The 26,363-nt window shown below is 61.5% G+C and carries 25 protein-coding genes and 1 pseudogene; 18 read left to right on the top strand and 8 right to left on the bottom strand.

Going from position 1 to position 26,363, the window contains the following annotated elements; genetic code table 11:
- Nucleotides 1-5 precede the first annotated feature (5 nt).
- Genes nuoI through nuoN form a run of 6 tightly spaced genes read left to right on the top strand, consistent with a single transcriptional unit; the run spans nucleotide 6 to nucleotide 6,287 of the window.
- Complete coding sequence (nuoI, locus tag ACS5Q8_RS17920; RefSeq protein WP_003174725.1) at nucleotides 6-554, top strand: NADH-quinone oxidoreductase subunit NuoI; 549 nt, start codon at nucleotides 6-8, stop codon at nucleotides 552-554.
- 9 nt (nucleotides 555-563) lie between these two features.
- On the top strand, nucleotides 564-1,067 hold the full coding sequence (gene nuoJ, locus ACS5Q8_RS17925) for an NADH-quinone oxidoreductase subunit J (protein ID WP_247396832.1): 504 nt from the start codon (nucleotides 564-566) through the stop codon (nucleotides 1,065-1,067).
- Between the two features lie 2 nt (nucleotides 1,068-1,069).
- The gene (gene nuoK, locus ACS5Q8_RS17930) at nucleotides 1,070-1,378 is read left to right on the top strand and encodes an NADH-quinone oxidoreductase subunit NuoK (RefSeq protein WP_026140165.1); all 309 of its coding nucleotides are present in this window, start codon (nucleotides 1,070-1,072) and stop codon (nucleotides 1,376-1,378) included.
- Entirely contained in the window at nucleotides 1,375-3,228 is a 1,854-nt protein-coding gene (nuoL, locus tag ACS5Q8_RS17935; protein ID WP_276197508.1) for an NADH-quinone oxidoreductase subunit L, read from the top strand. Before nuoK ends, nuoL begins: the two co-directional genes overlap by 4 nt.
- Nucleotides 3,229-3,283: 55 nt before the next feature.
- Entirely contained in the window at nucleotides 3,284-4,816 is a 1,533-nt protein-coding gene (nuoM, locus tag ACS5Q8_RS17940) for an NADH-quinone oxidoreductase subunit M (protein WP_276197507.1), read from the top strand.
- Between the two features lie 7 nt (nucleotides 4,817-4,823).
- A complete protein-coding gene (gene nuoN, locus ACS5Q8_RS17945) occupies nucleotides 4,824-6,287 on the top strand; it encodes an NADH-quinone oxidoreductase subunit NuoN (protein ID WP_247396845.1) in 1,464 nt (487 codons plus the stop codon).
- Nucleotides 6,288-6,375: 88 nt separating this feature from the next.
- On the opposite strand, the gene ACS5Q8_RS17950 is transcribed toward nuoN, so the two are convergent.
- Nucleotides 6,376-7,200 carry an arylamine N-acetyltransferase family protein gene (locus ACS5Q8_RS17950; RefSeq protein WP_276197506.1) on the bottom strand — a complete coding sequence of 275 codons (825 nt, stop codon included), beginning with the start codon at nucleotides 7,198-7,200 and terminating at the stop codon, nucleotides 6,376-6,378.
- A 120-nt stretch (nucleotides 7,201-7,320) separates the two neighbouring features.
- Between ACS5Q8_RS17950 and ACS5Q8_RS17955 the strand changes: the two genes are divergently transcribed.
- The 6 genes from ACS5Q8_RS17955 to ACS5Q8_RS17980 all read left to right on the top strand — a co-directional run bounded on the left by ACS5Q8_RS17955 (nucleotide 7,321) and on the right by ACS5Q8_RS17980 (nucleotide 11,839).
- Nucleotides 7,321-7,557, top strand: coding sequence for a DUF6555 family protein (locus ACS5Q8_RS17955; protein WP_276197505.1), 237 nt, complete (start codon nucleotides 7,321-7,323; stop codon nucleotides 7,555-7,557).
- A gap of 297 nt (nucleotides 7,558-7,854) precedes the next feature.
- On the top strand, nucleotides 7,855-8,619 hold the full coding sequence (locus tag ACS5Q8_RS17960; RefSeq protein WP_276197504.1) for a COG4705 family protein: 765 nt from the start codon (nucleotides 7,855-7,857) through the stop codon (nucleotides 8,617-8,619).
- A 29-nt stretch (nucleotides 8,620-8,648) separates the two neighbouring features.
- Nucleotides 8,649-9,086, top strand: coding sequence for a hypothetical protein (locus ACS5Q8_RS17965; RefSeq protein ID WP_276197503.1), 438 nt, complete (start codon nucleotides 8,649-8,651; stop codon nucleotides 9,084-9,086).
- A gap of 96 nt (nucleotides 9,087-9,182) precedes the next feature.
- The gene (locus ACS5Q8_RS17970; protein WP_276197502.1) at nucleotides 9,183-9,848 is read left to right on the top strand and encodes a response regulator; all 666 of its coding nucleotides are present in this window, start codon (nucleotides 9,183-9,185) and stop codon (nucleotides 9,846-9,848) included.
- Nucleotides 9,824-11,173, top strand: coding sequence for an ATP-binding protein (locus ACS5Q8_RS17975; RefSeq protein WP_443695614.1), 1,350 nt, complete (start codon nucleotides 9,824-9,826; stop codon nucleotides 11,171-11,173). The genes ACS5Q8_RS17970 and ACS5Q8_RS17975 overlap by 25 nt, the downstream gene beginning before the upstream one ends.
- A gap of 144 nt (nucleotides 11,174-11,317) precedes the next feature.
- Complete coding sequence (locus ACS5Q8_RS17980; RefSeq protein WP_465159286.1) at nucleotides 11,318-11,839, top strand: DUF3087 domain-containing protein; 522 nt, start codon at nucleotides 11,318-11,320, stop codon at nucleotides 11,837-11,839.
- On the opposite strand, the gene ACS5Q8_RS17985 is transcribed toward ACS5Q8_RS17980, so the two are convergent.
- From ACS5Q8_RS17985 to ACS5Q8_RS18000, 4 genes and pseudogenes are all read right to left on the bottom strand, one after another.
- On the bottom strand, nucleotides 11,836-12,303 hold the full coding sequence (locus ACS5Q8_RS17985; protein ID WP_276197498.1) for an MEKHLA domain-containing protein: 468 nt from the start codon (nucleotides 12,301-12,303) through the stop codon (nucleotides 11,836-11,838). The genes ACS5Q8_RS17980 and ACS5Q8_RS17985 overlap by 4 nt on opposite strands.
- Nucleotides 12,304-12,319: 16 nt before the next feature.
- On the bottom strand, nucleotides 12,320-13,450 hold the full coding sequence (locus tag ACS5Q8_RS17990) for an MFS transporter (protein ID WP_276197497.1): 1,131 nt from the start codon (nucleotides 13,448-13,450) through the stop codon (nucleotides 12,320-12,322).
- Nucleotides 13,451-13,570: 120 nt separating this feature from the next.
- A pseudogene (locus tag ACS5Q8_RS17995) lies at nucleotides 13,571-13,708 on the bottom strand (MFS transporter); the annotation flags it as partial.
- A gap of 26 nt (nucleotides 13,709-13,734) precedes the next feature.
- Nucleotides 13,735-14,598 (bottom strand): Dyp-type peroxidase, encoded by an 864-nt coding sequence (locus tag ACS5Q8_RS18000; protein ID WP_276197496.1) that lies wholly within the window; start codon nucleotides 14,596-14,598, stop codon nucleotides 13,735-13,737.
- A gap of 138 nt (nucleotides 14,599-14,736) precedes the next feature.
- Here ACS5Q8_RS18000 and ACS5Q8_RS18005 point away from each other — a divergent pair, with 138 nt between their 5' ends.
- Both ACS5Q8_RS18005 and ACS5Q8_RS18010 read left to right on the top strand, forming a co-directional pair.
- Entirely contained in the window at nucleotides 14,737-16,353 is a 1,617-nt protein-coding gene (locus ACS5Q8_RS18005; RefSeq protein WP_426100836.1) for an NADP-dependent glyceraldehyde-3-phosphate dehydrogenase, read from the top strand.
- A 23-nt stretch (nucleotides 16,354-16,376) separates the two neighbouring features.
- Nucleotides 16,377-17,438 (top strand): FUSC family protein, encoded by a 1,062-nt coding sequence (locus tag ACS5Q8_RS18010; protein ID WP_276197926.1) that lies wholly within the window; start codon nucleotides 16,377-16,379, stop codon nucleotides 17,436-17,438.
- A gap of 168 nt (nucleotides 17,439-17,606) precedes the next feature.
- Here the strand turns inward: ACS5Q8_RS18010 and ACS5Q8_RS18015 are convergent, their stop codons facing one another.
- Complete coding sequence (locus ACS5Q8_RS18015; protein ID WP_247406090.1) at nucleotides 17,607-18,359, bottom strand: TetR/AcrR family transcriptional regulator; 753 nt, start codon at nucleotides 18,357-18,359, stop codon at nucleotides 17,607-17,609.
- 356 nt (nucleotides 18,360-18,715) lie between these two features.
- On the opposite strand from ACS5Q8_RS18015, the gene ACS5Q8_RS18020 reads away from it, so the two are divergent.
- From ACS5Q8_RS18020 to ACS5Q8_RS18035, 4 genes are read left to right on the top strand one after another with little or no spacing between them, the layout of a single operon-like run.
- Nucleotides 18,716-19,423: an ABC transporter ATP-binding protein gene (locus ACS5Q8_RS18020; RefSeq protein ID WP_276197494.1), complete on the top strand. Its 708-nt coding sequence runs from the start codon at nucleotides 18,716-18,718 to the stop codon at nucleotides 19,421-19,423.
- Nucleotides 19,420-20,619 (top strand): ABC transporter permease, encoded by a 1,200-nt coding sequence (locus ACS5Q8_RS18025; protein ID WP_443697842.1) that lies wholly within the window; start codon nucleotides 19,420-19,422, stop codon nucleotides 20,617-20,619. The genes ACS5Q8_RS18020 and ACS5Q8_RS18025 overlap by 4 nt, the downstream gene beginning before the upstream one ends.
- Nucleotides 20,612-22,093 carry a TolC family protein gene (locus ACS5Q8_RS18030; RefSeq protein WP_465159287.1) on the top strand — a complete coding sequence of 494 codons (1,482 nt, stop codon included), beginning with the start codon at nucleotides 20,612-20,614 and terminating at the stop codon, nucleotides 22,091-22,093. The genes ACS5Q8_RS18025 and ACS5Q8_RS18030 overlap by 8 nt, the downstream gene beginning before the upstream one ends.
- Nucleotides 22,083-23,336, top strand: a complete 1,254-nt coding sequence (locus ACS5Q8_RS18035; RefSeq protein WP_276197491.1) for an efflux RND transporter periplasmic adaptor subunit — start codon at nucleotides 22,083-22,085, stop codon at nucleotides 23,334-23,336. The genes ACS5Q8_RS18030 and ACS5Q8_RS18035 overlap by 11 nt, the downstream gene beginning before the upstream one ends.
- An 851-nt stretch (nucleotides 23,337-24,187) precedes the next feature.
- On the opposite strand, the gene ACS5Q8_RS18040 is transcribed toward ACS5Q8_RS18035, so the two are convergent.
- Both ACS5Q8_RS18040 and ACS5Q8_RS18045 read right to left on the bottom strand, forming a co-directional pair.
- On the bottom strand, nucleotides 24,188-25,582 hold the full coding sequence (locus ACS5Q8_RS18040) for an FAD/NAD(P)-binding protein (RefSeq protein ID WP_465159288.1): 1,395 nt from the start codon (nucleotides 25,580-25,582) through the stop codon (nucleotides 24,188-24,190).
- Between the two features lie 12 nt (nucleotides 25,583-25,594).
- Nucleotides 25,595-26,362 (bottom strand): ABC transporter ATP-binding protein, encoded by a 768-nt coding sequence (locus ACS5Q8_RS18045; protein WP_443696192.1) that lies wholly within the window; start codon nucleotides 26,360-26,362, stop codon nucleotides 25,595-25,597.
- Between the last annotated feature and the right edge of the window lies 1 nt (nucleotide 26,363).

Raw genomic sequence — 26,363 nt, forward strand, 5'->3', positions numbered from 1 at the left:
GACCCATGTTCAAATATATTGGCGACATCGTTAAGGGTACCGGTACCCAGTTGCGAAGCCTGGTGATGGTGTTCGGTCACGGCTTTCGCAAACGCGACACCCTGCAATACCCGGAAGAAGCGGTGTACCTGCCGCCGCGCTATCGCGGCCGCATCGTACTGACTCGCGACCCCGATGGCGAAGAGCGTTGCGTAGCCTGCAACCTGTGCGCCGTGGCATGCCCGGTGGGTTGTATCTCCCTGCAGAAAGCTGAAACCGAAGACGGTCGCTGGTACCCGGACTTCTTTCGCATCAACTTCTCGCGCTGCATTTTCTGCGGCCTCTGCGAGGAAGCTTGCCCGACCACCGCGATCCAGCTCACACCGGATTTCGAGATGGCCGAGTTCAAACGTCAGGACCTGGTGTACGAGAAAGAAGATCTGCTGATCTCTGGTCCCGGTAAAAACCCTGATTACAACTTCTATCGTGTTGCAGGTATGGCCGTTGCCGGTAAGCCGAAAGGCGCCGCACAAAACGAAGCCGAACCGATCAACGTGAAGAGCTTGCTGCCTTAAGGAAGAAAGATGGAATTCGCTTTCTATTTCGCATCGGGTATTGCAGTGGTGTCCACGCTTCGCGTGGTCACCAACACCAACCCCGTGCACGCCCTGCTCTACCTGATCATTTCGCTGATCGCCGTGGCCATGACCTTTTTCAGCCTCGGCGCACCGTTCGCCGGTGTACTGGAAGTGATCGCCTACGCTGGCGCCATCATGGTGCTGTTCGTGTTTGTGGTGATGATGCTAAACCTCGGGCCGGCCTCGGTCGCCCAGGAACGCGTTTGGCTCAAGCCCGGCATCTGGCTCGGCCCGGTGATCCTCGCCGCGCTGCTGCTGGCTGAACTGCTGTATGTACTGTTCGCTCACCAGAGCGGCCAGGCCATCGGCCACACCACCGTTGACGCGAAGGCCGTGGGCGTTAGCCTGTTCGGCCCGTACCTGCTGGTGGTCGAACTGGCTTCGATGCTGCTGCTCGCCGCAGCCATCACCGCCTTCCACTTGGGCCGTAACGAAGCCAAGGAGCAATGACGATGCCTGCTATCCCTTTGGAGCATGGTCTGGCGGTCGCCGGCATCCTGTTCTGCCTTGGCCTGGTAGGCCTGATGGTTCGCCGTAACATTTTGTTCGTGTTGATGAGCCTGGAAGTCATGATGAACGCTGCGGCACTGGCGTTCATTGTTGCGGGTAGCCGTTGGGGCCAGCCGGATGGACAAGTCATGTTCATCCTGGTGATCAGCCTGGCAGCCGCCGAGGCCAGTATCGGCCTGGCGATCCTGCTGCAACTGTATCGTCGCTTCCACACGCTTGATATCGACGCTGCCAGTGAGATGCGCGGATGAACATGATCTTTCTGACTTTCGTATTTCCCCTGATCGGTTTCCTGCTGCTGTCGTTCTCTCGCGGACGCTGGTCGGAAAACCTCTCGGCCCTGATCGGCGTGGGCTCCATCGGCCTGTCGGCGATTGTCACCGCCTACGTCATCTGGCAATTCAACGTCGCACCGCCCGAAGGCGGTCACTACACCCTGGTGTTGTGGCAGTGGATGTCGGTGGAGGGCTTCAAGCCCAACTTCGCCCTCTACATCGACGGCCTGTCGATCACCATGCTCGGCGTGGTGGTGGGTGTAGGCTTCCTGATCCACCTGTTCGCGTCCTGGTACATGCGCGGTGAAGCCGGTTACTCGCGCTTCTTCGCGTACACCAACCTGTTTATCGCCAGCATGCTGTTCCTGGTGCTGGGCGATAACCTGTTGTTCCTGTACTTCGGCTGGGAAGGCGTGGGCCTGTGCTCGTACTTGTTGATCGGTTTCTACTACAGCAACCGCAACAACGGTAACGCAGCACTCAAGGCCTTTATCGTCACCCGGATCGGCGACGTGTTCATGGCCATCGGCCTGTTCATCCTGTTCCAACAGGTGGGCACGCTGAACATCCAGGAACTGCTGGTGCTGGCACCGCAGAAGTTCCAGGTCGGTGACTTCTGGATCACCCTGGCGACCCTGATGCTGCTGGGCGGCGCCGTCGGTAAATCCGCACAACTGCCGCTGCAAACCTGGCTGGCGGATGCGATGGCCGGTCCTACCCCGGTGTCGGCACTGATCCACGCCGCCACCATGGTGACCGCCGGTGTCTACCTGATCGCCCGTACCCACGGCCTGTTCACCCTGGCGCCGGACATCCTGCACCTGGTGGGCCTGGTCGGCGGCGCGACCCTGGTACTGGCCGGCTTCGCCGCGCTGGTACAGACCGACATCAAGCGGATCCTCGCCTACTCGACCATGAGCCAGATCGGCTACATGTTCCTGGCTCTGGGCGTCGGTGCCTGGGACGCGGCGATCTTCCACCTGATGACCCACGCCTTCTTCAAGGCCCTGCTGTTCCTGGCCTCCGGTGCGGTGATCGTTGCCTGCCACCACGAGCAGAACATCTTCAAGATGGGCGGTCTGTGGAAGAAATTGCCACTGGCTTACGCCAGCTTCATCGTCGGTGGTGCCGCACTCTCGGCCCTGCCATTGGTGACCGCCGGCTTCTACTCGAAAGACGAAATCCTCTGGGAAGCCTTTGCCAGCGGTAACCAAGGCCTGCTGTACGCCGGCCTGGTGGGTGCGTTCATGACCTCGCTGTACACCTTCCGCCTGATCTTCATCGCCTTCCACGGTGAAGCCAAGACCGAAGCACACGCAGGCCACGGCATCTCCCATTGGCTGCCGCTGTCGGTGCTGATCATCCTGTCGACCTTCATCGGCGCCTTGATCACTCCGCCACTGGCCGGTGTACTGCCGGAAAGCGTCGGCCATGCCGGCGGCGACGCCAAGCACAGCCTGGAGCTCGCCTCAGGCGCCATCGCGGTGGCCGGTATCATGCTCGCAGCCCTGCTGTTCCTCGGCAAGCGTCGTTTCGTCACCGCCGTCGCCAACAGTGGCATTGGTCGCTTCCTGTCGGCCTGGTGGTTCGCCGCCTGGGGCTTCGATTGGATCTACGACAAACTGTTCGTCAAGCCTTACCTTGCGATCAGCCACGTACTGCGCAAAGACCCGCTCGACCAGACCATCGGTTTGATCCCGCGCGCCGCCAAGGCTGGCCACACCGCCCTGAGCCGCAGCGAGACTGGCCAATTGCGTTGGTATGCAGCTTCCATGGCGGCGGGTGCCGTTCTGGTGATCGGCGCCATCGTTGTGGTAGCGGTCTGACCATGTCTAAGTACATTGCGAACTTTGCGAACTTGCGAAAGGAAACGAGCCCGTCATGATTCTGCCCTGGCTAATCCTGATCCCCTTTATCGGCGGCCTGCTCTGCTGGATGGGTGAACGCTTCGGCGCCACCCTCCCCCGCTGGATTGCGTTGCTGACCATGTCCCTGGAACTCGCTCTCGGCCTCTGGCTGTGGGCCCATGGCGACTATTCATTTGCTCCGGCGCCTGGCGCCGATCCGACCTGGGCGCTCGAGTTCAAGCACGTCTGGATTCAGCGCTTCGGCATCAACGTACACCTGGCCCTCGACGGCCTGTCGTTGCTGATGATCCTGCTGACCGGCCTGCTGGGTGTCCTCTCGGTACTCTGCTCCTGGAAAGAGATTCAGCGTCACGTGGGCTTCTTCCACCTGAACCTGATGTGGATCCTGGGCGGCGTGGTCGGCGTGTTCCTCGCCCTCGACCTGTTCATGTTCTTCTTCTTCTGGGAAATGATGCTGGTGCCGATGTACTTCCTCATCGCGCTCTGGGGCCATAGTTCTTCGGACGGCAAGAAAACCCGGATCTACGCGGCGACCAAGTTCTTCATCTTCACCCAGGCTTCCGGCCTGATCATGTTGGTGGCGATCCTGGGTCTGGTATTGGTCAACTTCAACAGCACTGGCGTGATTACCTTCAACTACGCCGACCTGTTGAAAACCAAGATGTCCCTGACCACCGAGTACATCCTGATGCTGGGCTTCTTCATCGCCTTCGCGGTGAAGCTGCCGGTGGTGCCGTTCCACTCCTGGCTGCCGGATGCTCACGCCCAGGCGCCGACCGCCGGTTCCGTGGACCTGGCCGGTATCCTGTTGAAGACGGCGGCCTACGGCCTGCTGCGTTTCGCGCTGCCGTTGTTCCCGAATGCCTCGGCCGAGTTTGCGCCGATCGCCATGACCCTGGGTCTGATCGGGATCTTCTACGGTGCGTTCCTGGCCTTCGCGCAAACCGACATCAAGCGCCTGATTGCCTTCTCGTCCGTTTCCCACATGGGTTTCGTACTGATCGGCATCTACTCCGGCAGCCAACTGGCATTGCAAGGCGCCGTGATCCAGATGTTGGCCCACGGTATTTCGGCCGCCGCGCTGTTTATCCTCAGCGGCCAGTTGTACGAACGCCTGCACACCCGTGACATGCGTGAGATGGGTGGCGTGTGGTCGCGCATCGCCTACCTACCGGCGATCAGCCTGTTCTTTGCCGCCGCGTCCCTGGGCTTGCCGGGCACCGGTAACTTCATCGGCGAGTTCCTGATCCTGATGGGTACCTTCGCACAAACGCCGTGGATCAGCGCCATCGCCACTTCCGGCCTGGTATTCGGTTCGGTTTACTCGCTGATCATGATCCACCGTGCGTACTTCGGTGCGGCCAAATCCGACACCGTCCTGCACGGGATGGATACTCGCGAACTGATCATGGTGCTCGGTCTGGCGGTCCTGCTGATCTACATCGGCGTGTACCCACAACCGTTCCTGGACACTTCTGCCGCAACGATGCATGGCGTGCAGCAGTGGTTCGGCACCGCCTTCTCTCAACTCGCTTCGGCCCGGTAAGAGCGCTATGGAATTCACGATCCAACACTTTATCGCGCTTGCGCCGCTGCTGATCACCAGTCTCACCATTGTGGTGGTGATGCTGGCGATCGCCTGGCGTCGCAATCACGCGCAAACCTTCCTGCTGTCCTGCGCGGGTTTGAACCTGGCTTTGCTGTCGATCATCCCGGCACTCAAGGTCGCACCCCTGGCGGTGACCCCGCTGATGATGATCGATGACTTCGCGCTGCTGTATATCGCGTTGATCCTCGTCGCCACCCTGGCCTGCGTCACCCTCGCCCACGCCTACCTCGGCGAGGGCGGCACCGGCTACCCGGGCAACCGCGAAGAGCTGTACCTGCTGATCCTGCTGGCTGCAGCCGGCGGTATCGTGCTGGTCAGCGCGCAGCACCTGGCGGGCTTGTTCATCGGCCTGGAACTGCTGTCGATCCCGACCTACGGCCTGGTGGCCTACGCCTTCTTCAACAAGCGTTCCCTGGAAGCCGGCATCAAGTACATGGTGCTGTCGGCCGCCGGTTCCGCGTTCCTGTTGTTTGGTATGGCCCTGCTCTACGCCGAAGCCGGCAGCCTGAGCTTCACCGGTATCGGCCACGCCCTGGCGGCCACTAGCATGCCTGCGCCGATCGCCCAACTGGGCCTGGCGATGATGCTGATCGGTCTGGCCTTCAAACTGTCGCTGGTGCCTTTCCACCTGTGGACGCCGGACGTGTACGAAGGCGCTCCGGCGCCGGTGGCTGCGTTCCTGGCCACGGCGACGAAAGTGGCGGTGTTTGCGGTGGTGGTGCGTCTGTTCCAGATCTCCCCGGCGGCCAATACCGGCGTGTTGAGCGACGTACTGAGCGTGATCGCCGTTGCATCGATCCTGTTCGGTAACCTGCTGGCGCTAACCCAGAACAACCTCAAGCGTCTGCTGGGCTACTCGTCCATCGCCCACTTCGGCTACCTGCTGATCGCCCTGGTGGCGAGCAAAGGTCTGGCCCTGGAAGCGATCGGCGTGTACCTGGTCACCTACGTGATCACCAGCCTCGGCGCCTTCGGGGTCATCACCCTGATGTCCTCGCCTTACAAAGGCCGTGACGCCGACGCCCTGTACGAGTATCGCGGCCTGTTCTGGCGCCGTCCGTACCTGACCGCCGTGTTGACCCTGATGATGCTGTCCCTGGCTGGTATCCCGCTCACTGCGGGCTTTATCGGCAAGTTCTACATCATCGCGACCGGGGTTGAAGCGCATCAATGGTGGCTGGTTGCCTCACTCATCTTGGGTAGCGCCATCGGCGTGTTCTACTACCTGCGCGTGATGGTCACCCTGTTCCTGATCGAGCCAAACCTGCGCCGTGTGGATGCTGAGCTGCACTGGGAACAGAAAGCCGGCGGCGTGATGCTGCTGGCTATCGCCCTGCTCGCCTTCTTCCTCGGCGTGTACCCACAACCGTTGCTCACGCTGGTGCAGCACGCGGTACTGGGCGTTTGATCGCTTAGCGGTATGTGGTAAACAAAAACGGCACCTTTGGGTGCCGTTTTTGCATTTATGGGGCAGAGAACACGCTATCTCAAAGATTCTAAAGATCGGCCAACACTAAACCATCGAGCGTTTCGCGAAGTCGCTGATGCACCGGCAGGCGAAGGCCAAAGGTGCCGCGCAGCAAATCAAGCAGTTCATCGGCACTCGCTATCGCACGTTTTTCGCTGGGACCTTCCAGGGAGTGCACCGCGTAGTGGCCGTTGTTCAAGGTATGACGCTTACCCGGCGCTAACAGCGCCACTTTCAACTGACCGAGAAACGGCGAACCCGCATGCGTGGAGACATACCAGTTGCCGATTTCATAGTCGATGTCTGCCTGCACCAGCAGGTCGAACACATATAAGCCACGCCACTCCCCGCCGACCTGGGCCCACAAGGTGTAGCTGCCTTGCTTGCAGGTCAGGCGATAGGGTTCGTGGGCAGTCGCCTGGATCGCTTCGCTGTCCAGGCGTAACGGGCTGCTCGCCACCATGCCGCCAAAGCCGACGTCGCAGATATAGCGCACACCGTCCACCGTCACCAGACTCAGGCGATGGGTGCGCGCGGTGTGTGCGTCCGGCGGCCCGCCCATCACAACCCGTCCGGTGATACCGCGTGCGTCGAAGCCCAGTTCTTGCAGCAGTTCCAGGAACAGTTGATTCAGTTCATAGCAATACCCACCACGGCCATCGAGCAACACTTTTTGCTCGACACTGGGCAGGTCGATCGGCACTGGCAAGTGCAGCAGGGTCGACAGGCTTTCAAAGGCGAACGTACACACATGCCGCAATTGCAGGTCTTGCAAGGTTTGCAGGGTCGGCGGCGGCGGTGCATCGTAGCCCAGGCGTTGCAGGTACAGCTGGCTATGGGTCAGGCGGGACATAACGCGATCCTTGGGCGCGTGGCGAAGGCCTCACTATGACGCCCGGCGCAGTAATTTGTCATTTTGAATGAACCTTTTTGAACGCTTTCCTATCCATCTATAACAAGACAGGGAGGCAACATGATTACCGCAAAAATCTACACCATTACCTACCAACTGCACGGTCAACCGAAGTCCTTCGTAGTGCGTGCCGAAGTGATGAATAACGCCGAGGCCTGGCACTGGGCAGCGGTTGATGCCGATATTGCGCACGTCAGCCGCATTGGTCGGGTCGGCCATGAACAAGTGAAAAAAACCACCCGGCCCTGGGCCGAGAAGTACGGCATCAGCGACGTCACCTGGACACCGCCCAAATAAGCAAAAGCCCCTTCAATGCGACCTGTACCCTAATGGCACATAGTTTTGTGGATAGGTACAGGAGGTCTAGCAGGCGGAGGCTTTCGAACACCGACACCTTGCGCTGCAAAAACACATCGCAAGCCATTGCAACGTCTAAGCGCTGACAGCGATGTCGGCGCTTTTTATTACGGCTTTCATACTCATGTAGTGCTTTGTGTCCCGACTTCAACCACAGCCCCTCAGTCTCAGCTAAGTGTCTCTGCGTATCTTCCCCTCTACGCAAGTTCAGCGCAGATCAGCAGAGGCTACTCGCACATGAATCACATAAAAGCCGGATGGCTCAATAAAGTGCCCGAAGTGACACTGTCTTTCTGGGTCATCAAGATTCTGTCGACGACCGTGGGTGAAACCGGCGCTGACTTCCTGGCAGTAGATGCAGGTTTCGGCGCGGGCTGGACCAGCATTGGCATGGCGCTGTTACTGGCGGGCGCAGTATTTTTTCAGATGCGTAAAACAGCTTATTCGCCTTGGATCTACTGGTTGACCGTGGTGCTGGTGAGCGTCGTTGGCACGCAGATCACTGACATCATGACCGACATGCTCGACATCAGTCTGTACGTCAGCACGGCGGTCTTCTCGGTCCTGTTGGCGATCAATTTCCTGCTCTGGTACCGCGTGGAGCACAGCCTGTCGATCCGCGACATCGACACCCCACGGCGCGAGTTTTTTTACTGGACCACCGTACTCTGCACCTTTGCCCTAGGCACCGCCGCCGGGGACCTGGCCACTGAAGCGCTGGGGTTGGGTTTCACCGTCGGCAGCGTGATTTTCGGCGCACTGATTGGCGCGACGCTGCTGGCCTGGCGCCTAAGGGCCAATGCAGTGCTGACGTTCTGGATCGCCTACATCCTGACCCGCCCGTTCGGAGCTTCCCTCGGTGACTTGCTGACCCAAGCCAAGACCTATGGTGGTTTGGGTATGGGCGCGGCCTGGACCAGCGCCATCTTCCTGACGGTCATCGTGCTGTTGGTGGCCGTCGCGCAAATCAGCCTCGGCAATCGTAAAACCGTCACTCAATAACCGTTCAGACATCTCTCAAAGGAATCAACATGCGCTCGTTCCAAACAGCTCTTCGCCACGTAGCGATCATCTCGTCTCTGGTGCTGCTCGGCAGCATGGCCGGCTGCTCGAAACCCGCCGACAAACCCGGCACCGGCGCACCCACCACGTCTGTCAGCGTGCCTGCTCAGGCAGGCTCAAAACTGGGTGACCTGAGCGAGTTCCGGGCAATCGCCGTCGACGTTGCCGCGCTCGTCGAGAAGAACGACCTGCCCGGTGCCAAGGCCCGCATCAAGGATCTGGAAACCGCCTGGGACTCCGCCGAAGCAGGCATCAAACCGCGTGCGGCCAGCGACTGGCATGTACTCGACAAAGCAATAGACCATGCACTCGATGCGCTGCGAAGCAATCCTGCGAAGCAAAACGAATGCACGGCGGCAATGGGTGATCTGCTCAAAACCTTCGATTCCATGAAAGGCAAACCGTGAGCATGCACGGAACCGGTGGCGGACAAACACCGGTTCAAGTGCTTCAATACAGCGGCGATGGTTGTGAGCGTCGCGCCTTTTTCTGCCGGAGCGTGCATGCGGACTTTACTGGTCGAAAATGACCTGATGATTGGTGATGCCATCGAGGGTGCGCTCAACGATGCGAGCTACGCCACCGACTGGGTGAAAAACGGCCTCACCGCCTTGGCGGCTCTGGACACCCAGACCTATGATCTGGTGCTGCTCGACCTGGGTCTTCCCGGCAAAGACGGGCTTGATGTGCTGGACGCCATTCGTGCGCGTAACAACCCCGTTCCATTGATCATTATCACCGCACGGGATGACCTCGACGATCGCTTGCGTGGCCTCGATGGCGGCGCTGATGACTTCTTGCTCAAACCGTTCCCGATGGCCGAGTTGTTGGCGCGCATGCGCGCGGTATTGCGCCGCCGGGGCGGTAATGCTCAATCGGTACTGAATAACGGAACGGTGTCGTTAAATCTCGTCTCTAAGCAAGCAACCACCGCCGAAACCACCGACGTGCAACTCTCCAGTCGAGAATTCGCGCTATTGCAGGCACTTTTGATAAGGCCTGGCGCCATTCTGTCTCGCAGCGAACTCGAGGACCGTATTTACGGCTGGGGCAATGAAGTGGAAAGCAACGCAGTAGAGTTTCTGATCCATTCATTGAGACGCAAGCTGGGCAGCCACGTCATTAAAAACGTCAGGGGTATGGGATGGATGGTTTCAAAAGGCGCTTGAGGGACTCGGTACAGTTAAGGCTCTCTATAACGCTGTCACTCGCCATCCTGATCGTCGCCGTCCTGGCCGGTGCATTCGCGTTTGTCTCCGCCTTCGATGAGGCGCACGAAATGCAGGACGACGTCCTACGTCAAGTAGCGGCATTGTTTGATCGACAGCACATGACGCTGCAGTATCCCAGCGCAGACCCGATCGTCAGCGACGACGACGACGCCAAGGTCATCGTGCAATACCTGGCCGACAGCGAGAAAGCGAGCGGCAATAACGACGCCGTCATACCCCTGCCCTTTCCCACAACGCTGGCCGATGGTTTATCGACGTTGACCATCGCGGGCGAACAGTTTCGGGTACTGGTCAGAACCACTGCTGAAGGCCGACGTATCGCGGTAGCCCAAGAAGCAGACGTGCGCGACAAGGAAGCACGCGAAAGCGCATGGCGCAGTCTTTTGCCCTTCCTCATTCTCTTTCCGGTGCTGCTGGTGGTGGTGGGCGACTTGGTGCGCAAGCTGTTCCGTCCGATCGCGACGCTTTCGGCAGAAATCGATCAGCGCGATAAACAGGCGTTGCATCCTATCAACGAGAGTCACCTGCCGACGGAGATCCGGCCTTTCGTTGTGGCGATCAATCGATTGCTCAAGCGCGTCGAGCAGGCCATGGAAGCACAACGGCGTTTCATTGCCGACGCAGCCCACGAATTACGATCGCCAATGACGGCGCTGTCACTCCAAGCGGAGCGATTGAAGGCTACGCAAATGTCAGCCGACGCCGCAGAACGCTTTTTGCCATTGGCTCAGGGGATCGAGCGCAGCAGAAAACTGATCGAACAACTGCTGGCCTTGGCAGCCGCACAATCGATTACCGAGCGACCACAAGCATCGGTATCCATACATGCCGTTTTTCGCCGGGTGCTGGAGGACTTGCTGCCGTTGGCAGAGCACAAGAACATTGATATCGGTGTTGAAAGTCTCATGGATGTTCAGATCATCATCAACGAGATGGACCTGTTCATCCTCCTCAAGAACCTGGTCGACAACGCCATTCGCTATACCCCTTCTGGTGGCCGTGTCGACCTTAAGGTCGGATTGGATCGGGGGACAGTCAATATCGAAATCAAGGATTCGGGGCCGGGCATCAGCGTTGCGGAACAACTTCTAGTATTCGACCCGTTTTACCGCAGCCTGGGTACCGACGAAACGGGTTCCGGGCTGGGTTTATCCATCGTCATGGCGATCGCGGATCGTACCGGAGCACGCATCCAATTGAGCTTTTCAGATGAAGTGAAGCAGAGCGGATTGCGTGTTTCTGTCTGGTTAAAAAGGCGTTAGACCCCATGGGGATTGTGGCCTACACCGATTTAGAGAACGCCGCATCAGCCATCGTTCAACTTGTTTAGCGCACACCGCGTCGTCAAGCATGAGAAGATGCCGCCCTGCTCTATCCCCTACAAACGCCAAGGAGATTCCCCCCGGATGTTCGAGCTCAAACCCTGCGACCCCATCACCTACCGCCAGCAGACCCGCCGCAGTACGTTAATCGTGGCTGTGTTGTTCGTGTCCCTGGCGATGCTGTTGTCGAGCCTGGCGGTGATGCTGTTCGGCGAAGCTGGCGGCGACAACTTTCGCTACAACGTGGGTGGGGTGTTTGCCGGGGTGTTGATCACCCTCGCCCTGGTACGCGGCCCGTTCTGGACCCAGCCATGGCTGGCGCCGGCGGTGTATGGCTGGCAGCTCAAGCGCAACCTGATGCGCGTGACCAACGTGATGCACAAGGTCACCGACCGCGTGCAGGCCAATGACCCGATGGCGCTCAAGGTCCTGCGTTTCTATCACCTAGGGTTGACGCAGATGCATGAGCTGGACGCCAACTCCAGCGCCCAGGCGCAGTTGGTCGGCGAGATCGAGGCACATAAGGCGAAGATGCAAGCGTTGGGGCTCGATACCGAGCAAACCCGTTTCGACCCGTCCTGGCTGGTCAGTTTCAAAGGCGCTTAAGCCAACACCCCAATGCGCTGCGCATCCGGCCAGAACAGCGCCGCCTGCCCACACGGCAGGCCGGCGGCATCGAGCAACGTCCACACCACACCGGCATGGATCATGAACGGCTGCTGATGCGCATCCACCCGCCAGCCGCTGTAGCCATCGGCGATGCCGTTGGCGCTGACGTGCTCCAGCAATACCTGGCGCGCGGCGCGGTCAAGTTCCGACGCACTGAAGCGTGACGGCATGCCGATGAAGGTCTCGCGCGGGTATTTGAAGCACTGCAGGGCGCACGCATTGGCGTAGGTAAACCGCGGGTCCGCCGCGCCGTCATGGGCCAGCAGGCTGTAGGGCGCATCAGCGTGCAGCCAGCTCAGGCGTTGCTGTGCGTCCAGATGCTCGGGGGCCGGCAAGCCCTGGCCGGTCCAGTGTCGGTAGGCGTCATCCAGCACGCGCACGAAGTCTTCTTGTCGGCTCACACTCTACCTCTCATTGTCAGTTGGAACGCTTTGCCCGCCAGCAAAACACGGCGCTGACGGCTATCGCTGCGCCCGCCAGGCCAAACACCCAAGGAGCTGCGGCGACCGGCAGCAACAGCCCCGCCAGCAGCGGCCCGAGGCCGGCGCCGATATCGCGCCACACCGCGTTGGAGGCCAATGCCGACACGCGCATCGAACCGGGGTTGCGCTCGGCCACCAAGGTCGTCACCAGGGGCAATTGCAACGCCCGCAACACCAGCACTGCAGCCGCGCCGACGATCACCCAATAACTGCCGAAAGCCGCCAGGGCCAACGCGCTCAGGAATGAAAACAGCAACAGCATCGACGTCGCACCGAAGCGTTGCGCCGCGCGACCGCCCAACGGGCTCAGGAGCATTTCCGAGACATAACGCAAAGCCATCAAGCCACCGGCGATCAACACTGCGTCGCCACCGAGGAGTTTCTGTGCCTGGATCGACAGGCCAAAGATAAACAGCCCATCCAGCGCCACACCTTCGATAAACGACCACAGCGCGACACTGTCGGGCCACTTGAAACGGCGCCCCGGACTGCTGTGCAAATCGTGGCCGACAGTAGGCAACCCCCGCGCCATCCACAAGCCCAGCAGGCAGCACGCGGCGAGAATCAGAAAGATCGGACGCGGCCCGACCGATAAGGTCAGCCAGCCCCCGAGTGGCAATGCAAGCATCGGCCCGAGGGCGATCAATGCCCGCGAGCGCCCCGCCCGGCGCGCGGCGCCCGTCGGCTCGGCGGTCGCCAGCACTTGGGTCGACAGGTTCAACGCCGCAAAACACAGGCCCCAGACCAGCCGCAACCCCAACAATGCAGCGAAGCCCGACAGCATCGAGTTACCCAGGGCACACAGCATCGCGGCACCGGCGGCGATCATGCAGGTCAGACGATCGCCGTGGCGGGCATAGAAATTAAGCACATGCCGGTAACCGAAAATCCGCACCAGTCGGTTGGCCGCCAGCAGCACCCCGGCCTGGGCCAACGTGATACCGAACGCCTGGGATTCCATAGGCAGCAGCAGATAAAGCAACACATCACTGGGTAGGCATAAAGCCAAGGTCAGCGCGGCGCGGCGGGAGGTAATGTCGGCAGTGCGTTGGGCCTGGCTTGACATAAATCTGAAACATCCCGAAATATTCAGGTCGCCACCGTAGCCTTCTCGAATGGCTTTTTACAACGATCCATTAAACCTTTTTGTCATAAGGCAACAACCGCAGGCCGCTGGCCAGGGACCTGCAAGGCGATCGAAGGTATGCGCAGCCATGGAAATGACCGGCAATGTGCGTAGGCCCAACATCGGCGCCAGCAACCCCAGCGGCACATTGATCAGGTACAGCCAGTGCCAGCCCGCGACCGACAGAATCGCCGACGCAGGCAAGTGCCAGGCCTGAGGCGTGATTACATCAACACGGTGCTGAGGTCCAGGCGCCCGTCCTTGAGCGGCGGGCACCAGTAATAGCCGCCGGTCAACGGTGTGCTGATGCGGTACAGGCCGTCGACGATACCGTCTTCCAACCCACTCATGCGGCGCAGTTGTGCTTCAAACGCATCGAAGGAATGCCCGAACGCGAGGAACATCAAGCCGGCCTGGCCGTTTTCCGCCCACGGCATCGAGCGGCGGACCACAAACGCTTCCGGGGTGAAGCTTTCCTGGGCGGTGCGTTTGGTGTGGGCGGATTCGGGCGCATCTTCCAGTTCTTCGTTGTCGCCATGGCGGCGACCGATGATGTGGTCGCGTTCCTGGGCAGGCAACGCGGCGAAACCATCGAGGTCGTGCTGCCATTGCTGGATCGCGGCGAAGCTGGCGCCGCTGTCGGTCAGTGCGGCTTCGACGGCGGCATCGTCGTGGGGGTTTTCGGTGCCGTCTTCGTAATCGGTCAGGTCAAAACCGCTCTTGTAGCGGAAGCCTTCGGTCGACTGCACCAGGCGGAACGCCGGGGCCAGGGCTTTCTCGAGCGCACGGCTACGCAAGAGCAATTCACCGCGATCCACGCCATGCAGCCACACCCACAACGCCTGCTGGGTGGAGGGGTTATGCGCGCCCGGCCCGCTGACGGCAGGAAAGGCGCGCAGCCCTTCAATCTGCGCGCCCAGTGCGTTGACCAGCGGCTCACCCAGGCCGACCACTGCCGCCGAATCCGCCCACTGCACCAGTGCGTCCAACGCGGCAGGGACAGCGGCCAGGGAGTCCACGGCAAAAAACAGATGGCGTGCCTGCAAAGGCACCGGTGCGGCAAGAATGCCCGGCTGGTACTGACTCATGTGAACTCCTTCAAGTAAGCCGCGCAGTTTACCCGCCACGCGCCGCCGTGCGTACAAGAAAGCGCGCAAGCCTTGCCACAGAACCCGTTGTTGGGTGACTCTCTAGTCATGTTTTGCAACTATTCCAGGGGTAGCAACATGACCACCGATAACCTGCTCGCCCAACTGTTTCCCACCCGTGCCGCCGATATTCCAGAGCAATTTCGCCTGGCCGCGCCCATCGAACAGCGTGATTACCTGGTCGACGGCCAGTTGCAGGTCTGGAACGGCCCCTTGGCCCAGGTCCTCAGCCCGGTGCAACTGGGGGACGAACGCGTGAACATCGGCAGCACGCCGCTGCTGGATGCCGACACCGCCCTCACCGCCCTCGACGCCGCCGTGCGCGCCTATGACCGTGGCCAGGGTGAATGGCCGACAATGCGCGTGGTTGACCGCATCCGGCACGTCGAAGCGTTTTTGCGGCGCATGCGCGAACAGCGTGATGCGGTGGTCAAGCTGCTGATGTGGGAAATCGGCAAAAACCTCAAGGACTCGCAGAAAGAGTTCGACCGCACCTGCGACTACATCACCGACACCATCAATGCCCTCAAGGAACTCGACCGTCGCAGCAGCCGCTTCGAGCTGGAACAGGACACGCTCGGCCAGATCCGCCGCGTACCGATGGGCGTGGCGCTGTGCATGGGGCCTTATAACTACCCGTTGAACGAGACGTTTACCACGCTGATCCCGGCGCTGATCATGGGCAACACCGTGGTATTCAAGCCGGCCAAGCTCGGCGTGCTGTTGATCCGCCCGCTGCTGGAAGCGTTCCGCGACAGCTTCCCGGCCGGGGTGATCAACGTGATCTATGGCAGCGGCCGCGAAACCGTCAGCGCACTGATGGCCAGCGGCAAGATCGATATTTTCGCGTTCATCGGCACCAACAAGGCCGCCAGCGACCTGAAAAAACTGCACCCACGTCCGCACCGCCTGCGTGCTGCGCTGGGCCTGGACGCGAAGAACCCAGGCATCGTGCTGCCCCAGGTCGACCTGGACAATGCCGTCAGCGAAGCCGTCACCGGCTCACTGTCGTTCAACGGCCAGCGCTGCACCGCGTTGAAAATCCTGTTTGTGCATGAAGACGTGGTCGACAGCTTCATCCAGAAATTCAACGCCAAGTTGGCGACATTGAAGCCCGGCATGCCGTGGGAAGACGGCGTGGCACTGACGCCGCTGCCGGAAGCCGGCAAGGTCGATTACCTCAACGCGCTGGTGGCCGATGCGGCCCAACACGGCGCCCGCGTGGTGAATGCCAATGGCGGCGTCAGTCGCGGTACATTTTTCTACCCGGCGGTGCTGTACCCGGTAAACCCGCAGATGCGCGTGTACCACGAGGAACAGTTCGGCCCGGTGGTGCCGATCGTGCCCTACCGTGACCTGGAAACAGTGATCAATTACGTACTGGACTCGGATTTCGGCCAGCAACTGAGCCTGTTCGGCACCGACCCGGCCGAAATCGGACGGCTGGTGGACGCCTTTGCCAACCAGGTCGGCCGCATCAATATCAACGCACAGTGCCAGCGTGGCCCGGACGCGTTCCCCTTCAACGGCCGCAAGAACTCGGCCGAAGGCACGCTGTCGGTACATGACGCCTTGCGCGTGTTCTCGATCCGCACCCTGGTGGCGACCAAGTTCCAGGACAATAACAAGGCGCTGCTCAGCGAGATCCTGCGCAACCGCGACTCGAACTTCTTGACCACTGACTACATTTTCTAGAGGACGGCTTGCCGTTGATTAACCTGCATTTGCCTGTGTTTGCGCGGCGCTTACTGCGCCCGCTGCTCGACCCTTACCGCCGCTATCGCCACGCCAAGCTGATCCACGCCGTGCGCGTGTCCATCGGCTTGCTGGCGACGATCCTGCTGACCACCGGCATCAACCTGCCCCACGGCGAGTGGGCGTCGGTGACCATGCTGGTGGTGATCGGCGGCCTGCAGCACCACGGCAATATCGGCAAGAAAGCCATGGAGCGCGCCTACGGTACGCTGATCGGCGCCAGCGTCGGTTTGCTGCTGGTGGTGCAGGAGGCGTATGTGGGGCAGCCGCTGCTGACCTACCTGTTAATGTCGGTGGTGTGCGGGTTCTTCTCCTATCACGCCATCGGCAAGGGCGGGTACACCGCGTTGTTGTCGGCGATCACCGTGTTTATCGTCGCCGGGCATGGCGACAATCCGCTGTCGGACGGGTTGTGGCGCACGGTCGACATCCTGATCGGTATTGCGTTGGCCCTGGCGTTTTCCTTCGCTCTGCCGCTGTATGCCGTGTACTCCTGGCGCTACAACCTGGCCAGCGCCTTGCGCGACTGTGCCGCGATTTATAGCCGCATCATCAGCGGCCAATCGGTCACCGACGACGAACACCTCAAACTGCTCAGCCGCGTGAATACGGCGATGCTGCAATTGCGTTCGCTGATGCCCTCGGTGTCCAAGGAGGTGCGGATCTCCATGACCGAACTGGACACGATCCAGCGGCATTTGCGCATGTGCATCAGCACCCTGGAGATTCTTGGCAACACCCGGCCGGACCCTCGCGACGAACAGGCAATGGCGCGGATGCAGGTGATGTTGAAAGCCGAGCACCGGCAGATTCGGGTGCAATTGGTGGGGATGGCGCGAGCGCTGAGGTCTGGCGTGACACCCCGGTTGGAGCGGCCTAGCCAAGCCGTTGCCAGCGAGCCGACATTGGATGCGCCGGTCTACAGTGCATTGGATGGGTATCGGTTGTTGACCGTGCAATTGGCGGCGAATGTGGATGAGATGCGCCAGCGGTTGGCCAAAAGCGCTGGCCATTGGAAGATCTAATCCTCAGGGGTTTTAACGCGTTTACCCGCGACAACACTTTCACACTTTCTCTTACATATTTTTCACGATTTATTCACATGGCGAGCCGTAGGGTGAAGCCTCATCCGTTACAAACGTTGCACATCAAGCCCGCCGCCCCAGCGGGCTTTTTTTTGCCCCGGATTCGGGCTAGCGCGCCGCCTTGCCGACGGGCGCTGTCGCTTGCTCGCGAATCGCGCGCTGGGTGTCGAGCACCTTGGCCAACGCCGTTTGCGCCTCAGGGCTTTGCTGCGGCACGCGAATCGCCGCCGAGACCAGCGTGATCAACTTGGCCATCACTTCGGCATCCGTGGCCGGGCGGCCCAGGCTCATGGAGTTCATCAACAGGCGCAGTTCGGTACCGGCCATCACGCCGGAAATTGCCTTCAGGGCAAACTGCAGGCGTACCCCCAGTTCGTTGCGCGGCAAGTCCGGCAAGGCCAGGGCGAAGGCTTCGAAGAAGCGCTGGAACACCGGCTGGTAATGCACCTTGAGGTATTCCTGGATAAACGGCGACGTATCGCTGTAGACCCGCCCGAGGAAACGAATGAACGAACGCCCTTCCCCGCTCGCCGGATCACTGCGCTCCAGGCCCATGGCCGGAGCGAACAGTACGCCGAGCAGCGTGTCGCAATCGAGGGGGCCGTCGGATTCGGCTTCACAGCGTGCCAGCAATTCCAGGCGCTGCTCGTTGAGCGGCTCAAGGCGCTGCATCAGCAGGGTTTTCATCAGGGAATCCTTGTCCCCGAAGTGATAGTTCACGGCGGCCAGGTTCACCTGGGCACGTTCGGTAATCTGCCGTAACAAAACGGCGTCATAACCATATTTGATGAAGAGAGCCTCTGTCGCATCCAGCAATCGAGTCTTGGTAATGTTTGGAGAGCTGACTTTCTTCACGACCATAAAAGTTCCACGCGGGAAATATTGTTTTAAAAATAAATTTGATTTTTTATACCGGGGCCATCGTTCGAAAGCAAGCAGTGACACGCCACCATAGCATCGCAAGCCCTTGCAGCCCGGCTCGTTGAAGCTCGCCAACGGGTTTTTGAGCCGTCGATTTCGCCCCCGGTAGATTTATTTCAAAGGGTAAAAACCCTCTACAACGATGGCTGGCGGAGCTGGTTGAACGCGGTTAGTATTCAAACAATATTTTAAAAACAAGAAATCAAACCAGTCCGTGACGCGTTCCAGGCAACCCCCGAACTTGTTACAAATTTTTACCGGGGCGGCACGACGGCGTCGAGACTGCAGGCGTAGTCATGATGACAGACACCCCCGCGCACCCAGGCTTGATCTCCCTGCAAGGCATCGGCAAAAGCTATCAGCTCGCCGGTCAGCACCTGTCCATCCTCAATGATGTGTGCCTGTCCATCGCCCGCGGCGACAGTTGCGGCATTCTCGGCGCCTCCGGCTCCGGCAAAAGTACCCTGCTCAACATCCTCGGCCTGCTGGACTTGCCCGACGGCGGCCAGTACCGCTTTGCCGGCCACGATATTTTCAGTGCCAGCCCCGATGAACTGGCGGCAATCCGCAACCAGCAGATCGGCTTCGTATTCCAGAGTTTCAACCTGCTGCCGCGCCTCAGTGCCCTGGACAACGTCGCCCTGCCTCTGAGTTATCGCGGGGTGTCGCGCCATGAGTCGGTGGAACAGGCGCTGCGTATGCTCGAGCAGGTCGGCCTGGCCGAGCGCGCCCACCACCGCCCCGCCGACCTCTCCGGCGGCCAGCGCCAGCGTGTGGCGATTGCACGTGCGCTGGTGGGCAAGCCCTCGGTCATCCTGGCCGACGAACCCACCGGCAACCTCGACAGCAGCACCGCCCAGGACATCATGGACCTGCTCCTGGCGCTGAACCGCGAGCAACAGGTCACGCTGATCATCGTCACCCACGACGCGCACATCGCCGAGCGCCTGGAGCGCAAAATCCTGGTGCGTAACGGCGTGGTGCACGAGGCCGGCCGCCCATGAGCCTGCGCGTCGAGCAGAGCCTGAGCCAATTGCTGCATGAAGCATTCGTCAGCCTGCGCACCCTGGGTAAACGCTCGATCCTCGCGCTGCTGGGCATCGTGATCGGCAGTTCGTCGGTGGTGGCGCTGATCAATATCGGCCATAACGCGGCGGTGGACGCCGCGCTGATTTTCAAGGAAATGGGCACCGACACCCTGATCGCGCAGTTTCCGCCCAAAGGCGACAGCCGCGCACCGATGCGCTCGCGCCTCGACCTCGACGCCGTGCGCCAGGCCGTGCCCGGGATCGCGCACATCGGCGCGCTGAGCCTGTTCAGCGGCCCCGTCGTGTTCCATGGCCGCAGCGTCAACGCCAACTTCGTCGGCAGCACGCCGGATATCCCGGCCGCCCTGCGCCTGGTGCTGCACGAGGGGCGCTACCTGTCGGCGTTCGACGCCAATGAAACCTACGGCGTGATCGGTGACCAGATCGCCCAAGCCCTTGGTGCCCCCGGTGAGCCACTGAAACTGGGCGACCGCGTGCGCATCAACGACTACCTGTTCCTGGTGGTTGGCATCCTGCACAACCAGCCCCGGGCGATGCTGATGCCGGTGCAAGCCAACGAATCGCTGTTCATTCCCGCCGACGGCATGCGCCGCATCTACGCCAGCCCGCAAATCGGCAACGTGATCATTCGCGCCGCGCCAGGGCAGGACATGGAACGCATCGCACGGGACGCCGCTGCCGCGCTGCAACGCCAATTGACCGAGCACACCGTCGACATCACGGTGCCCCAGCAAATGATCGACGGCATGACCCGACAAAGCCGCACCTTCGCCTACCTGCTGCTGGCACTGGGCGCAATCTCCCTGGTGGGCGGCGGTGTCGGGGTGATGAACGTGATGCTGATGAACGTCTCCGAACGTCGCCGCGAGATCGGCATTCGCATGGCCCTAGGCGCGCGCCAACGGGATATTCGCAACCTGTTCCTGCTCGAAGCCATCACCCTCACCGCCGTCGGTGCGCTGTGCGGCGCGGTGCTCGGCATGACCGCCGCCTGGCTCTATGCCTGGCTGTCGGGCTGGGCCTTTGCCCTGGCGGTCGCCGCCCTGCCCCTGGGGGTGGGCAGCACATTGCTGGTGGGCTTGTTCTTTGGCATTTACCCGGCGGTCTCGGCCTCGCGGTTGCAGCCGGTGGAGGCGTTGCGCGATGAATAAACGCCTGCTGCTGCTCCTGGCCCTGTTCAGCCTGCCGAGTATCGCCGCCGACGTGGTGATCCGCCCCGCAGCGCCCAGCACCACGCGCAGTGGCTACGATCGCGGCGTCTCGCTGAATGCCCAGGTCACCGCCCTCACCCTGGGCGACGCGGTATACCTGGGCCTGCGCAACAACCCGGCGATTCGCAGCGCCTACCTGCAGCGGGTCGCGCAGAAGTTCGACCTGCGCGTGGCCGAAGACGTGTTCAACCCCAAGCTCAGCCTCAATAGCTATTACCGCAGCACCCGCGGCTCCGCCGACAACGCACGCAATGCCAACGTGGCACCGGCCACCAGCCTGCTGGGTGAGTACGGCACGCGCCTGAGCATGGCCTGGACCCAGCAACTGAATAACGCCAACCGTGCCGGTCGCTACCGCAGCGACGGCCTCGACCTGGCGCTCATCCAACCGCTGATGCGCGGCGCTGGCTGGGATGCGACCACCGCGCCGCTGCGCCTGTCGCGCCTGTCGGAGCAGGCCAACCGCCTGAACCTCAAGGCCACCGTGGCGCAAACCATCAGCCAGATCATCGCCACCTACCGCGAATTGCTGCGCGCCCAGGAGCAACTGAACATCGTCCAGGACGCACTGAAACGCTCCGGCACCTTACTGGACGTGAACAAGGCGCTGATCAGCGCCGGGCGCATGGCCGAGTTCGAGATCGTGCAGACCGAAGCCGACATCGCCACCCAGCAACTGGGCGTGGAAGAAGCGCAGAACCAACTCGACAGCAACCGCCTGGCCTTGCTGCGCCTGCTGGCCCTCGACCTGTCGACACCGATCCGCGCCACCGAGGCCCTGGAGGCCAAGCCCATGCAGGTCGACAAGCGCGAGGCGTTCAACCTGGCGCAGAACCAGCAACCGGAATACCTCGCCGCCCTGCTCGGCAGCCAGCAGGCCGACATCAACCTGGTGATCGCCAAAGACTCCGGGCGCTGGCAAGTGGACTTGGTGGCCGGGGCGAACCAGTTACGCGACAACTACAACAACGACGCCGGCAGCGGCAACAACCGCAGTTGGGACAGCTACGCCGGGGTGCAGGTGCAAATCCCGATCGGCGACATCAGCACGCACCAGGCCGAAGTGCGGGCGCGGGTAAATGTGGAGGATCAGGCCATCCGCATCACCGACGCCCGCCAGGAACTGGAACGCAGCGTGAACAACGTGGTACGCGACCTCGGCACGCGCTGGCGCCAGTATGAAATCTCCCAGCGCGCCGTGGAGTTGTCGCGGCGCAAGATCGAGATCGAGCGCGAAAAGCTCAGCGCCGGGCGCTCCACCAACTTCCAGGTGCTGAGTTTCGAAACCGACCTGCGCAACGCCGAAAACGCGCGCCTCAATGCGCTGATCGCTTATTTGAACGCCCAGACCCAGCTCGATCTGACCCTGGGCATGACGCTGGAAAGCTGGGAAATCGCCCTCAATGACTACTAACCAAAAACGCCTGCTGGCGGCTGGATTGATCGTGCTGCTGGCGGGCGCGGGAATTGCCGTGCAAAGCCATCGCAGCGCCGCCGAACCGCTGAACACGACCGAGCAGTGGCTGGCGGTGAAGCCTGACGCGCTGGTGCACCAGATCGGCCTGGTGGGCAAAATCGAGCCCGACACTACCCTCATCCTCACCGCGCCGTTCGACGGCAATGTGCAGGCTAACCTGGTGGAGCAAGGCCAGCGGGTCGACGCCGGGCAAGTGTTGCTGCGCATGGACCCGGCCCTGCTCGAAGTGCAACTGCGCGATGCGCTCTCCGCGCAACTCAAGGCCCGGCGCACCGTGCAGGACATGCAGGACTGGGACAACAGCCCCACCGTCAGCCGTGCGCGCCGCAGCCTGCGCACCGCGCAAATGAGCGCCGGCAACACCCAGCGCAAACTCACCGAAAGCGAAAACCTGTTTCAGCGCGGCATCATCCCGCGCAACGAACTGGACGACCTCAAGCAACAGACCCAGCAACAACAGCTGGACCTGATCGCCGCACGCGATGAACTGCAACATGCACTGGAGCAAGGCAAAGGCGAATACCGACAGATCGCGGATATGGAGCTGACCAATGCCACGGTAAAGTACGACGCCCTGTATCAGCAGCTCGAAGGCAAGGAGGTCAAGGCGCCCTTCTCCGGCATCGTGGTGCCCGCGCCCGGAAGCGGCAACGCGGCACAAGGCGCTGGCAACACCAACGCCCCGGTGCAGGCCGGCAGCAAGGTCAGCCAGGGCCAGGTGCTGTTCGGCCTGGCCAATATCGAACGGCTGAAAATCATCGCCAAAGTCTCCGAGCTGGACATCAACCAACTGCACCAGGGCCAGGCGGTGGAAGTGATGGGCGATGGCTTCGACGGCGAGCGGCTGAACGGCTCGGTGAGTGTGGTCAGCGGCTTGGCGATTACCGGTGATACCCAGGGCAGCGCGCAGTTTCCGGTAACTCTATCGATCCCCAAGCTGACCCCGCAGCAATTGCAGCGGGTGCGGCTGGGGATGAGCGCGCGACTGACCATCGTCACTTACAACAATGCACAGGCGATCGTGATCCCGAGCCAGGCGATCCAGCCGGACATGACGGTCGAATATCGGCCGGCGATGGACAAGCCGGTAGAACGTGTGACCGTGACCACCGGGCAATCGACGCCGCAGGGCGTCGAGGTATTCGGGCTAAAACCCGGCTTTGTGAAGACCCCTAGGTAGAAGGAATTCCCCTCTGGGAGGGGGCTTGCCCCCGATGGCGGTGGGTCAGTCCGCTTGTTTGTAACTGATCCACCGCCATCGGGGGCAAGCCCCCTCCCACATTTGGATCTCCATGGATCAGATAGATCTCATTTGGCTTTTGATATTGGCGAGGCGGCCCTATAGCTGACCTGGTACTGGAAGCCGAGCGCGGTCAAAAAGGTGGGAGGGGGCTTGCTCCCGATAGCGGTGTATCAGACACAGGTTTTTAACTGAACCACCGCCATCAGGAGCAAGCCCCCTCCCACATTTGGATATCCATGGATCAGATAGATCTCATTTGGCTTTTGATATTGGCGAGGCGGCCCTATAGCTGACCTGGTACTGGAAGCCGAGCGCGGTCAAAAAGGTGGGAGGGGGCTTGCCCCCGATAGCGGTGGGTCAGTCCGCTTGTTTGTAACTGATCCACCGCCATCGGGGGCAAGCCCCCTCCCACATTTGGATCTCCATGGATCAGATAGATCTCATTTGGCTTTTGATATTGGCGAGGCGGCCCTATAGCTGACCTGGTACTGGAAGCCGAGCGCGGTCAAAAAGGTGGGAGGGGGCTTGCCCCCGATAGCGGTGGGTCAGTCCGCTTGTTTGTAACTGATCCACCGCCATCGGGGCAAGCCCCCTCCCACATTTGGATCTCCATGGATCAGATAGATCTCATTTGGCTTTTGATATTGGCGAGGCGGCCCTATAGCTGACCTGGTACTGGAAGCCGAGCGCGGTCAAAAAGGTGGGAGGGGGCTTGCTCCCGATAGCGGTGTATCAGACACAGGTTTTTAACTGAACCACCGCCATCAGGAGCAAGCCCCCTCCCACCTTTAGATTGTTGTCACTTTCAACGCCAGCGCCTTGGCCTGAAGCGCCACATCCGTCACCGCCGTGCTCTCCCACCACATCCCGCGCAACGGCGGGCCCATGGCGAACAGTCGCGGGCTGGCCTGGCCCTGGGCATCCAGCACCGCACCCGAGGCATCCGCCGCAATCCCCAGCGCCAACGGCCCCGGCTGGATCAACCCGCGCTTGAGCAACTGCTGGGGCAACGGCCGGGCCACGCGGCGCCAGTCGTATTCGATGCCGCTGGAATTGATCAGCGCCGCGCCCGCGACCTGGGTGATCGTTTGCTCGCCACGCTGACGCAAGCGGATGCTGACCCCGTTGACCGCAGGCGCCAAGCCCTTGAACGACGCCGCGCGAATGCGCAGGCGCCCCTCTTCATGCAGGCGCGCCACCAACTGCGCGCTCAGCGGCGGCGAACGGTGGTGATGACTTTCCCACCACGGCCGCACATGCCGCACGAACTGGCGCTTCTCGCGTTCGCTGGCCTGGCTCCACAACCGGCCGATATGCGCGCGCACGGTGTCCAGCGGCGCCTGCCAATCGATGCCCCGCGCCGTCGCGATGCGGCATTGCCGACGCACCTCGCGCAGCAACTGCCGAGGGCTGCGCAGGCAGTGGTCGGCGGCGAGAAAATCGTCCCAGACCGGTGGCTGTCGACGCACATGGGGCAGCAGACCGTGGCGCGAGAACACCTCGATCGGCCCCCGGTGCCCGGCCTGTTCCAGGGACACCACGGCATCGACCATGGTCAGCCCGGAACCGATGATCAGCACCGTCGACCGGGGGTCGAGTTGGGTCATGGCCTGCACGTCCCACGGGTCTAGCGCGGCGGCGTTCAAGCCGCTGGATTCGGTCTGTGGCGTGCGCGCCGCCGGGAACATCCCGGTGGCCAATACCGCCTGGGCGCCACGCAGTTGCTGGCCGTTATCCAGGGTCAGCAGCGTCGCGGCGGGCTCCACTTGCAGGTCGACCACTTCGGCGCGGAGATGCTCGACGGTGGACGTCGACAGCACCTTGGCCTCGGCCAAGCGCTGCTGCGCGTACAACCCGAAAATCCCGCGCGGCGGGAACAGCTCGCTGATCGGCACGTGCTGCTGGTTCGACTCCGGCCAGCCACCAGCGCCGATGTAATCGGTAAGCCATTGAGTCAGGTCGTCGGCGTTATCCGGGTCGACACTCATGCGCGCCGCATTGCCGTTCAAGGTATGGCCCAGCTCGACCGCGCTGTAGGCCTCGCCACGGCCGAGTTCGGCGCGCGGTTCGATCACTAAAATCTGCCGTTGCCCGGGCAGGCGCAGCAGTTGCACGGCCAGCATCGTGCCGCTCAGGCCGCCACCGATGATCAGGACATCAGCGTTGCGGATGGATTCAGTCATGCCTGTTCGCCTTTACTGTTTACCCAGATAAATGTCATGCAAATCGCCCCGCGCCAACAGTTCAGCGGCATTGCCACTCAAGACCACGCGCCCAGTGTCCAGCACGTAGCCGTGGGACGCATAGTTGAGTGCGACGTTGATGTTCTGCTCGGCAATCAGGAAGCTCACCTGCTGCTCACGGTTGAGCTGCGCGATGATCTCGAATATCTCCTGCACGATCATAGGCGCCAAACCCATGGACGGCTCGTCGAGCAGTACCAAAGTAGGACGGGTCATCAACGCCCGGCCAATGGCGACCATCTGCTGCTCGCCGCCGGAGGTGAGGCCGGCGCGGGTGTGGCGCTTGGTCTTGAGCCTGGGGAACCAGGCGTAGATGCGCTCCAGATCGGCGTCCATGGCCTGGCGGCTCAGGCGGCGTACAAAACCGCCGCTGCGCAGGTTGTCCTCTACCGTCAGTTGACCAAACACATGGCGCCCCTCCAGCACATGCACCATGCCCTGGCGCACCCGTTGGCTGGGGTCGACACCGGCCAGGTCACGGCCTGCGTATTCGATCACGCCACGGCTGACTTCGGCACGCTCGGCGCGCACCAGCCCGGAGATCGCCTTGAGCGTGGTGCTCTTGCCCGCGCCATTGGCGCCGAGCAAGGCGACGATCGCGCCCTTGGGTACGCTCAGCGACACCCCGGCCACGGCGAGAATCGCGCCGTCGTAGATCACCTCGATGTCGTTGACCGTCAGCAGCGCGGCGTGTGCAGATCCAGCGGCGGGTAGGTTCATG

The organism is Pseudomonas sp. PAMC25584 (genome assembly GCF_058135675.1).

Bases quoted from the DNA above. Each gene is read 5' to 3' on its own strand.
- nuoI (WP_003174725.1), top strand. From the start codon at position 6: ATGTTCAAATATATTGGCGACATCGTTAAGGGTACCGGTACCCAGTTG.
- nuoJ (WP_247396832.1), top strand. From the start codon at position 564: ATGGAATTCGCTTTCTATTTCGCATCGGGTATTGCAGTGGTGTCCACG.
- nuoK (WP_026140165.1), top strand. From the start codon at position 1,070: ATGCCTGCTATCCCTTTGGAGCATGGTCTGGCGGTCGCCGGCATCCTG.
- nuoL (WP_276197508.1), top strand. From the start codon at position 1,375: ATGAACATGATCTTTCTGACTTTCGTATTTCCCCTGATCGGTTTCCTG.
- nuoM (WP_276197507.1), top strand. From the start codon at position 3,284: ATGATTCTGCCCTGGCTAATCCTGATCCCCTTTATCGGCGGCCTGCTC.
- nuoN (WP_247396845.1), top strand. From the start codon at position 4,824: ATGGAATTCACGATCCAACACTTTATCGCGCTTGCGCCGCTGCTGATC.
- ACS5Q8_RS17950 (WP_276197506.1), bottom strand. From the start codon at position 7,200: ATGTCCCGCCTGACCCATAGCCAGCTGTACCTGCAACGCCTGGGCTAC.
- ACS5Q8_RS17955 (WP_276197505.1), top strand. From the start codon at position 7,321: ATGATTACCGCAAAAATCTACACCATTACCTACCAACTGCACGGTCAA.
- ACS5Q8_RS17960 (WP_276197504.1), top strand. From the start codon at position 7,855: ATGAATCACATAAAAGCCGGATGGCTCAATAAAGTGCCCGAAGTGACA.
- ACS5Q8_RS17965 (WP_276197503.1), top strand. From the start codon at position 8,649: ATGCGCTCGTTCCAAACAGCTCTTCGCCACGTAGCGATCATCTCGTCT.
- ACS5Q8_RS17970 (WP_276197502.1), top strand. From the start codon at position 9,183: ATGCGGACTTTACTGGTCGAAAATGACCTGATGATTGGTGATGCCATC.
- ACS5Q8_RS17975 (WP_443695614.1), top strand. From the start codon at position 9,824: ATGGATGGTTTCAAAAGGCGCTTGAGGGACTCGGTACAGTTAAGGCTC.
- ACS5Q8_RS17980 (WP_465159286.1), top strand. From the start codon at position 11,318: ATGTTCGAGCTCAAACCCTGCGACCCCATCACCTACCGCCAGCAGACC.
- ACS5Q8_RS17990 (WP_276197497.1), bottom strand. From the start codon at position 13,450: ATGTCAAGCCAGGCCCAACGCACTGCCGACATTACCTCCCGCCGCGCC.
- ACS5Q8_RS18000 (WP_276197496.1), bottom strand. From the start codon at position 14,598: ATGAGTCAGTACCAGCCGGGCATTCTTGCCGCACCGGTGCCTTTGCAG.
- ACS5Q8_RS18005 (WP_426100836.1), top strand. From the start codon at position 14,737: ATGACCACCGATAACCTGCTCGCCCAACTGTTTCCCACCCGTGCCGCC.
- ACS5Q8_RS18015 (WP_247406090.1), bottom strand. From the start codon at position 18,359: ATGGTCGTGAAGAAAGTCAGCTCTCCAAACATTACCAAGACTCGATTG.
- ACS5Q8_RS18020 (WP_276197494.1), top strand. From the start codon at position 18,716: ATGATGACAGACACCCCCGCGCACCCAGGCTTGATCTCCCTGCAAGGC.
- ACS5Q8_RS18025 (WP_443697842.1), top strand. From the start codon at position 19,420: ATGAGCCTGCGCGTCGAGCAGAGCCTGAGCCAATTGCTGCATGAAGCA.
- ACS5Q8_RS18030 (WP_465159287.1), top strand. From the start codon at position 20,612: ATGAATAAACGCCTGCTGCTGCTCCTGGCCCTGTTCAGCCTGCCGAGT.
- ACS5Q8_RS18035 (WP_276197491.1), top strand. From the start codon at position 22,083: ATGACTACTAACCAAAAACGCCTGCTGGCGGCTGGATTGATCGTGCTG.
- ACS5Q8_RS18040 (WP_465159288.1), bottom strand. From the start codon at position 25,582: ATGACTGAATCCATCCGCAACGCTGATGTCCTGATCATCGGTGGCGGC.
- ACS5Q8_RS18045 (WP_443696192.1), bottom strand. From the start codon at position 26,362: ATGAACCTACCCGCCGCTGGATCTGCACACGCCGCGCTGCTGACGGTC.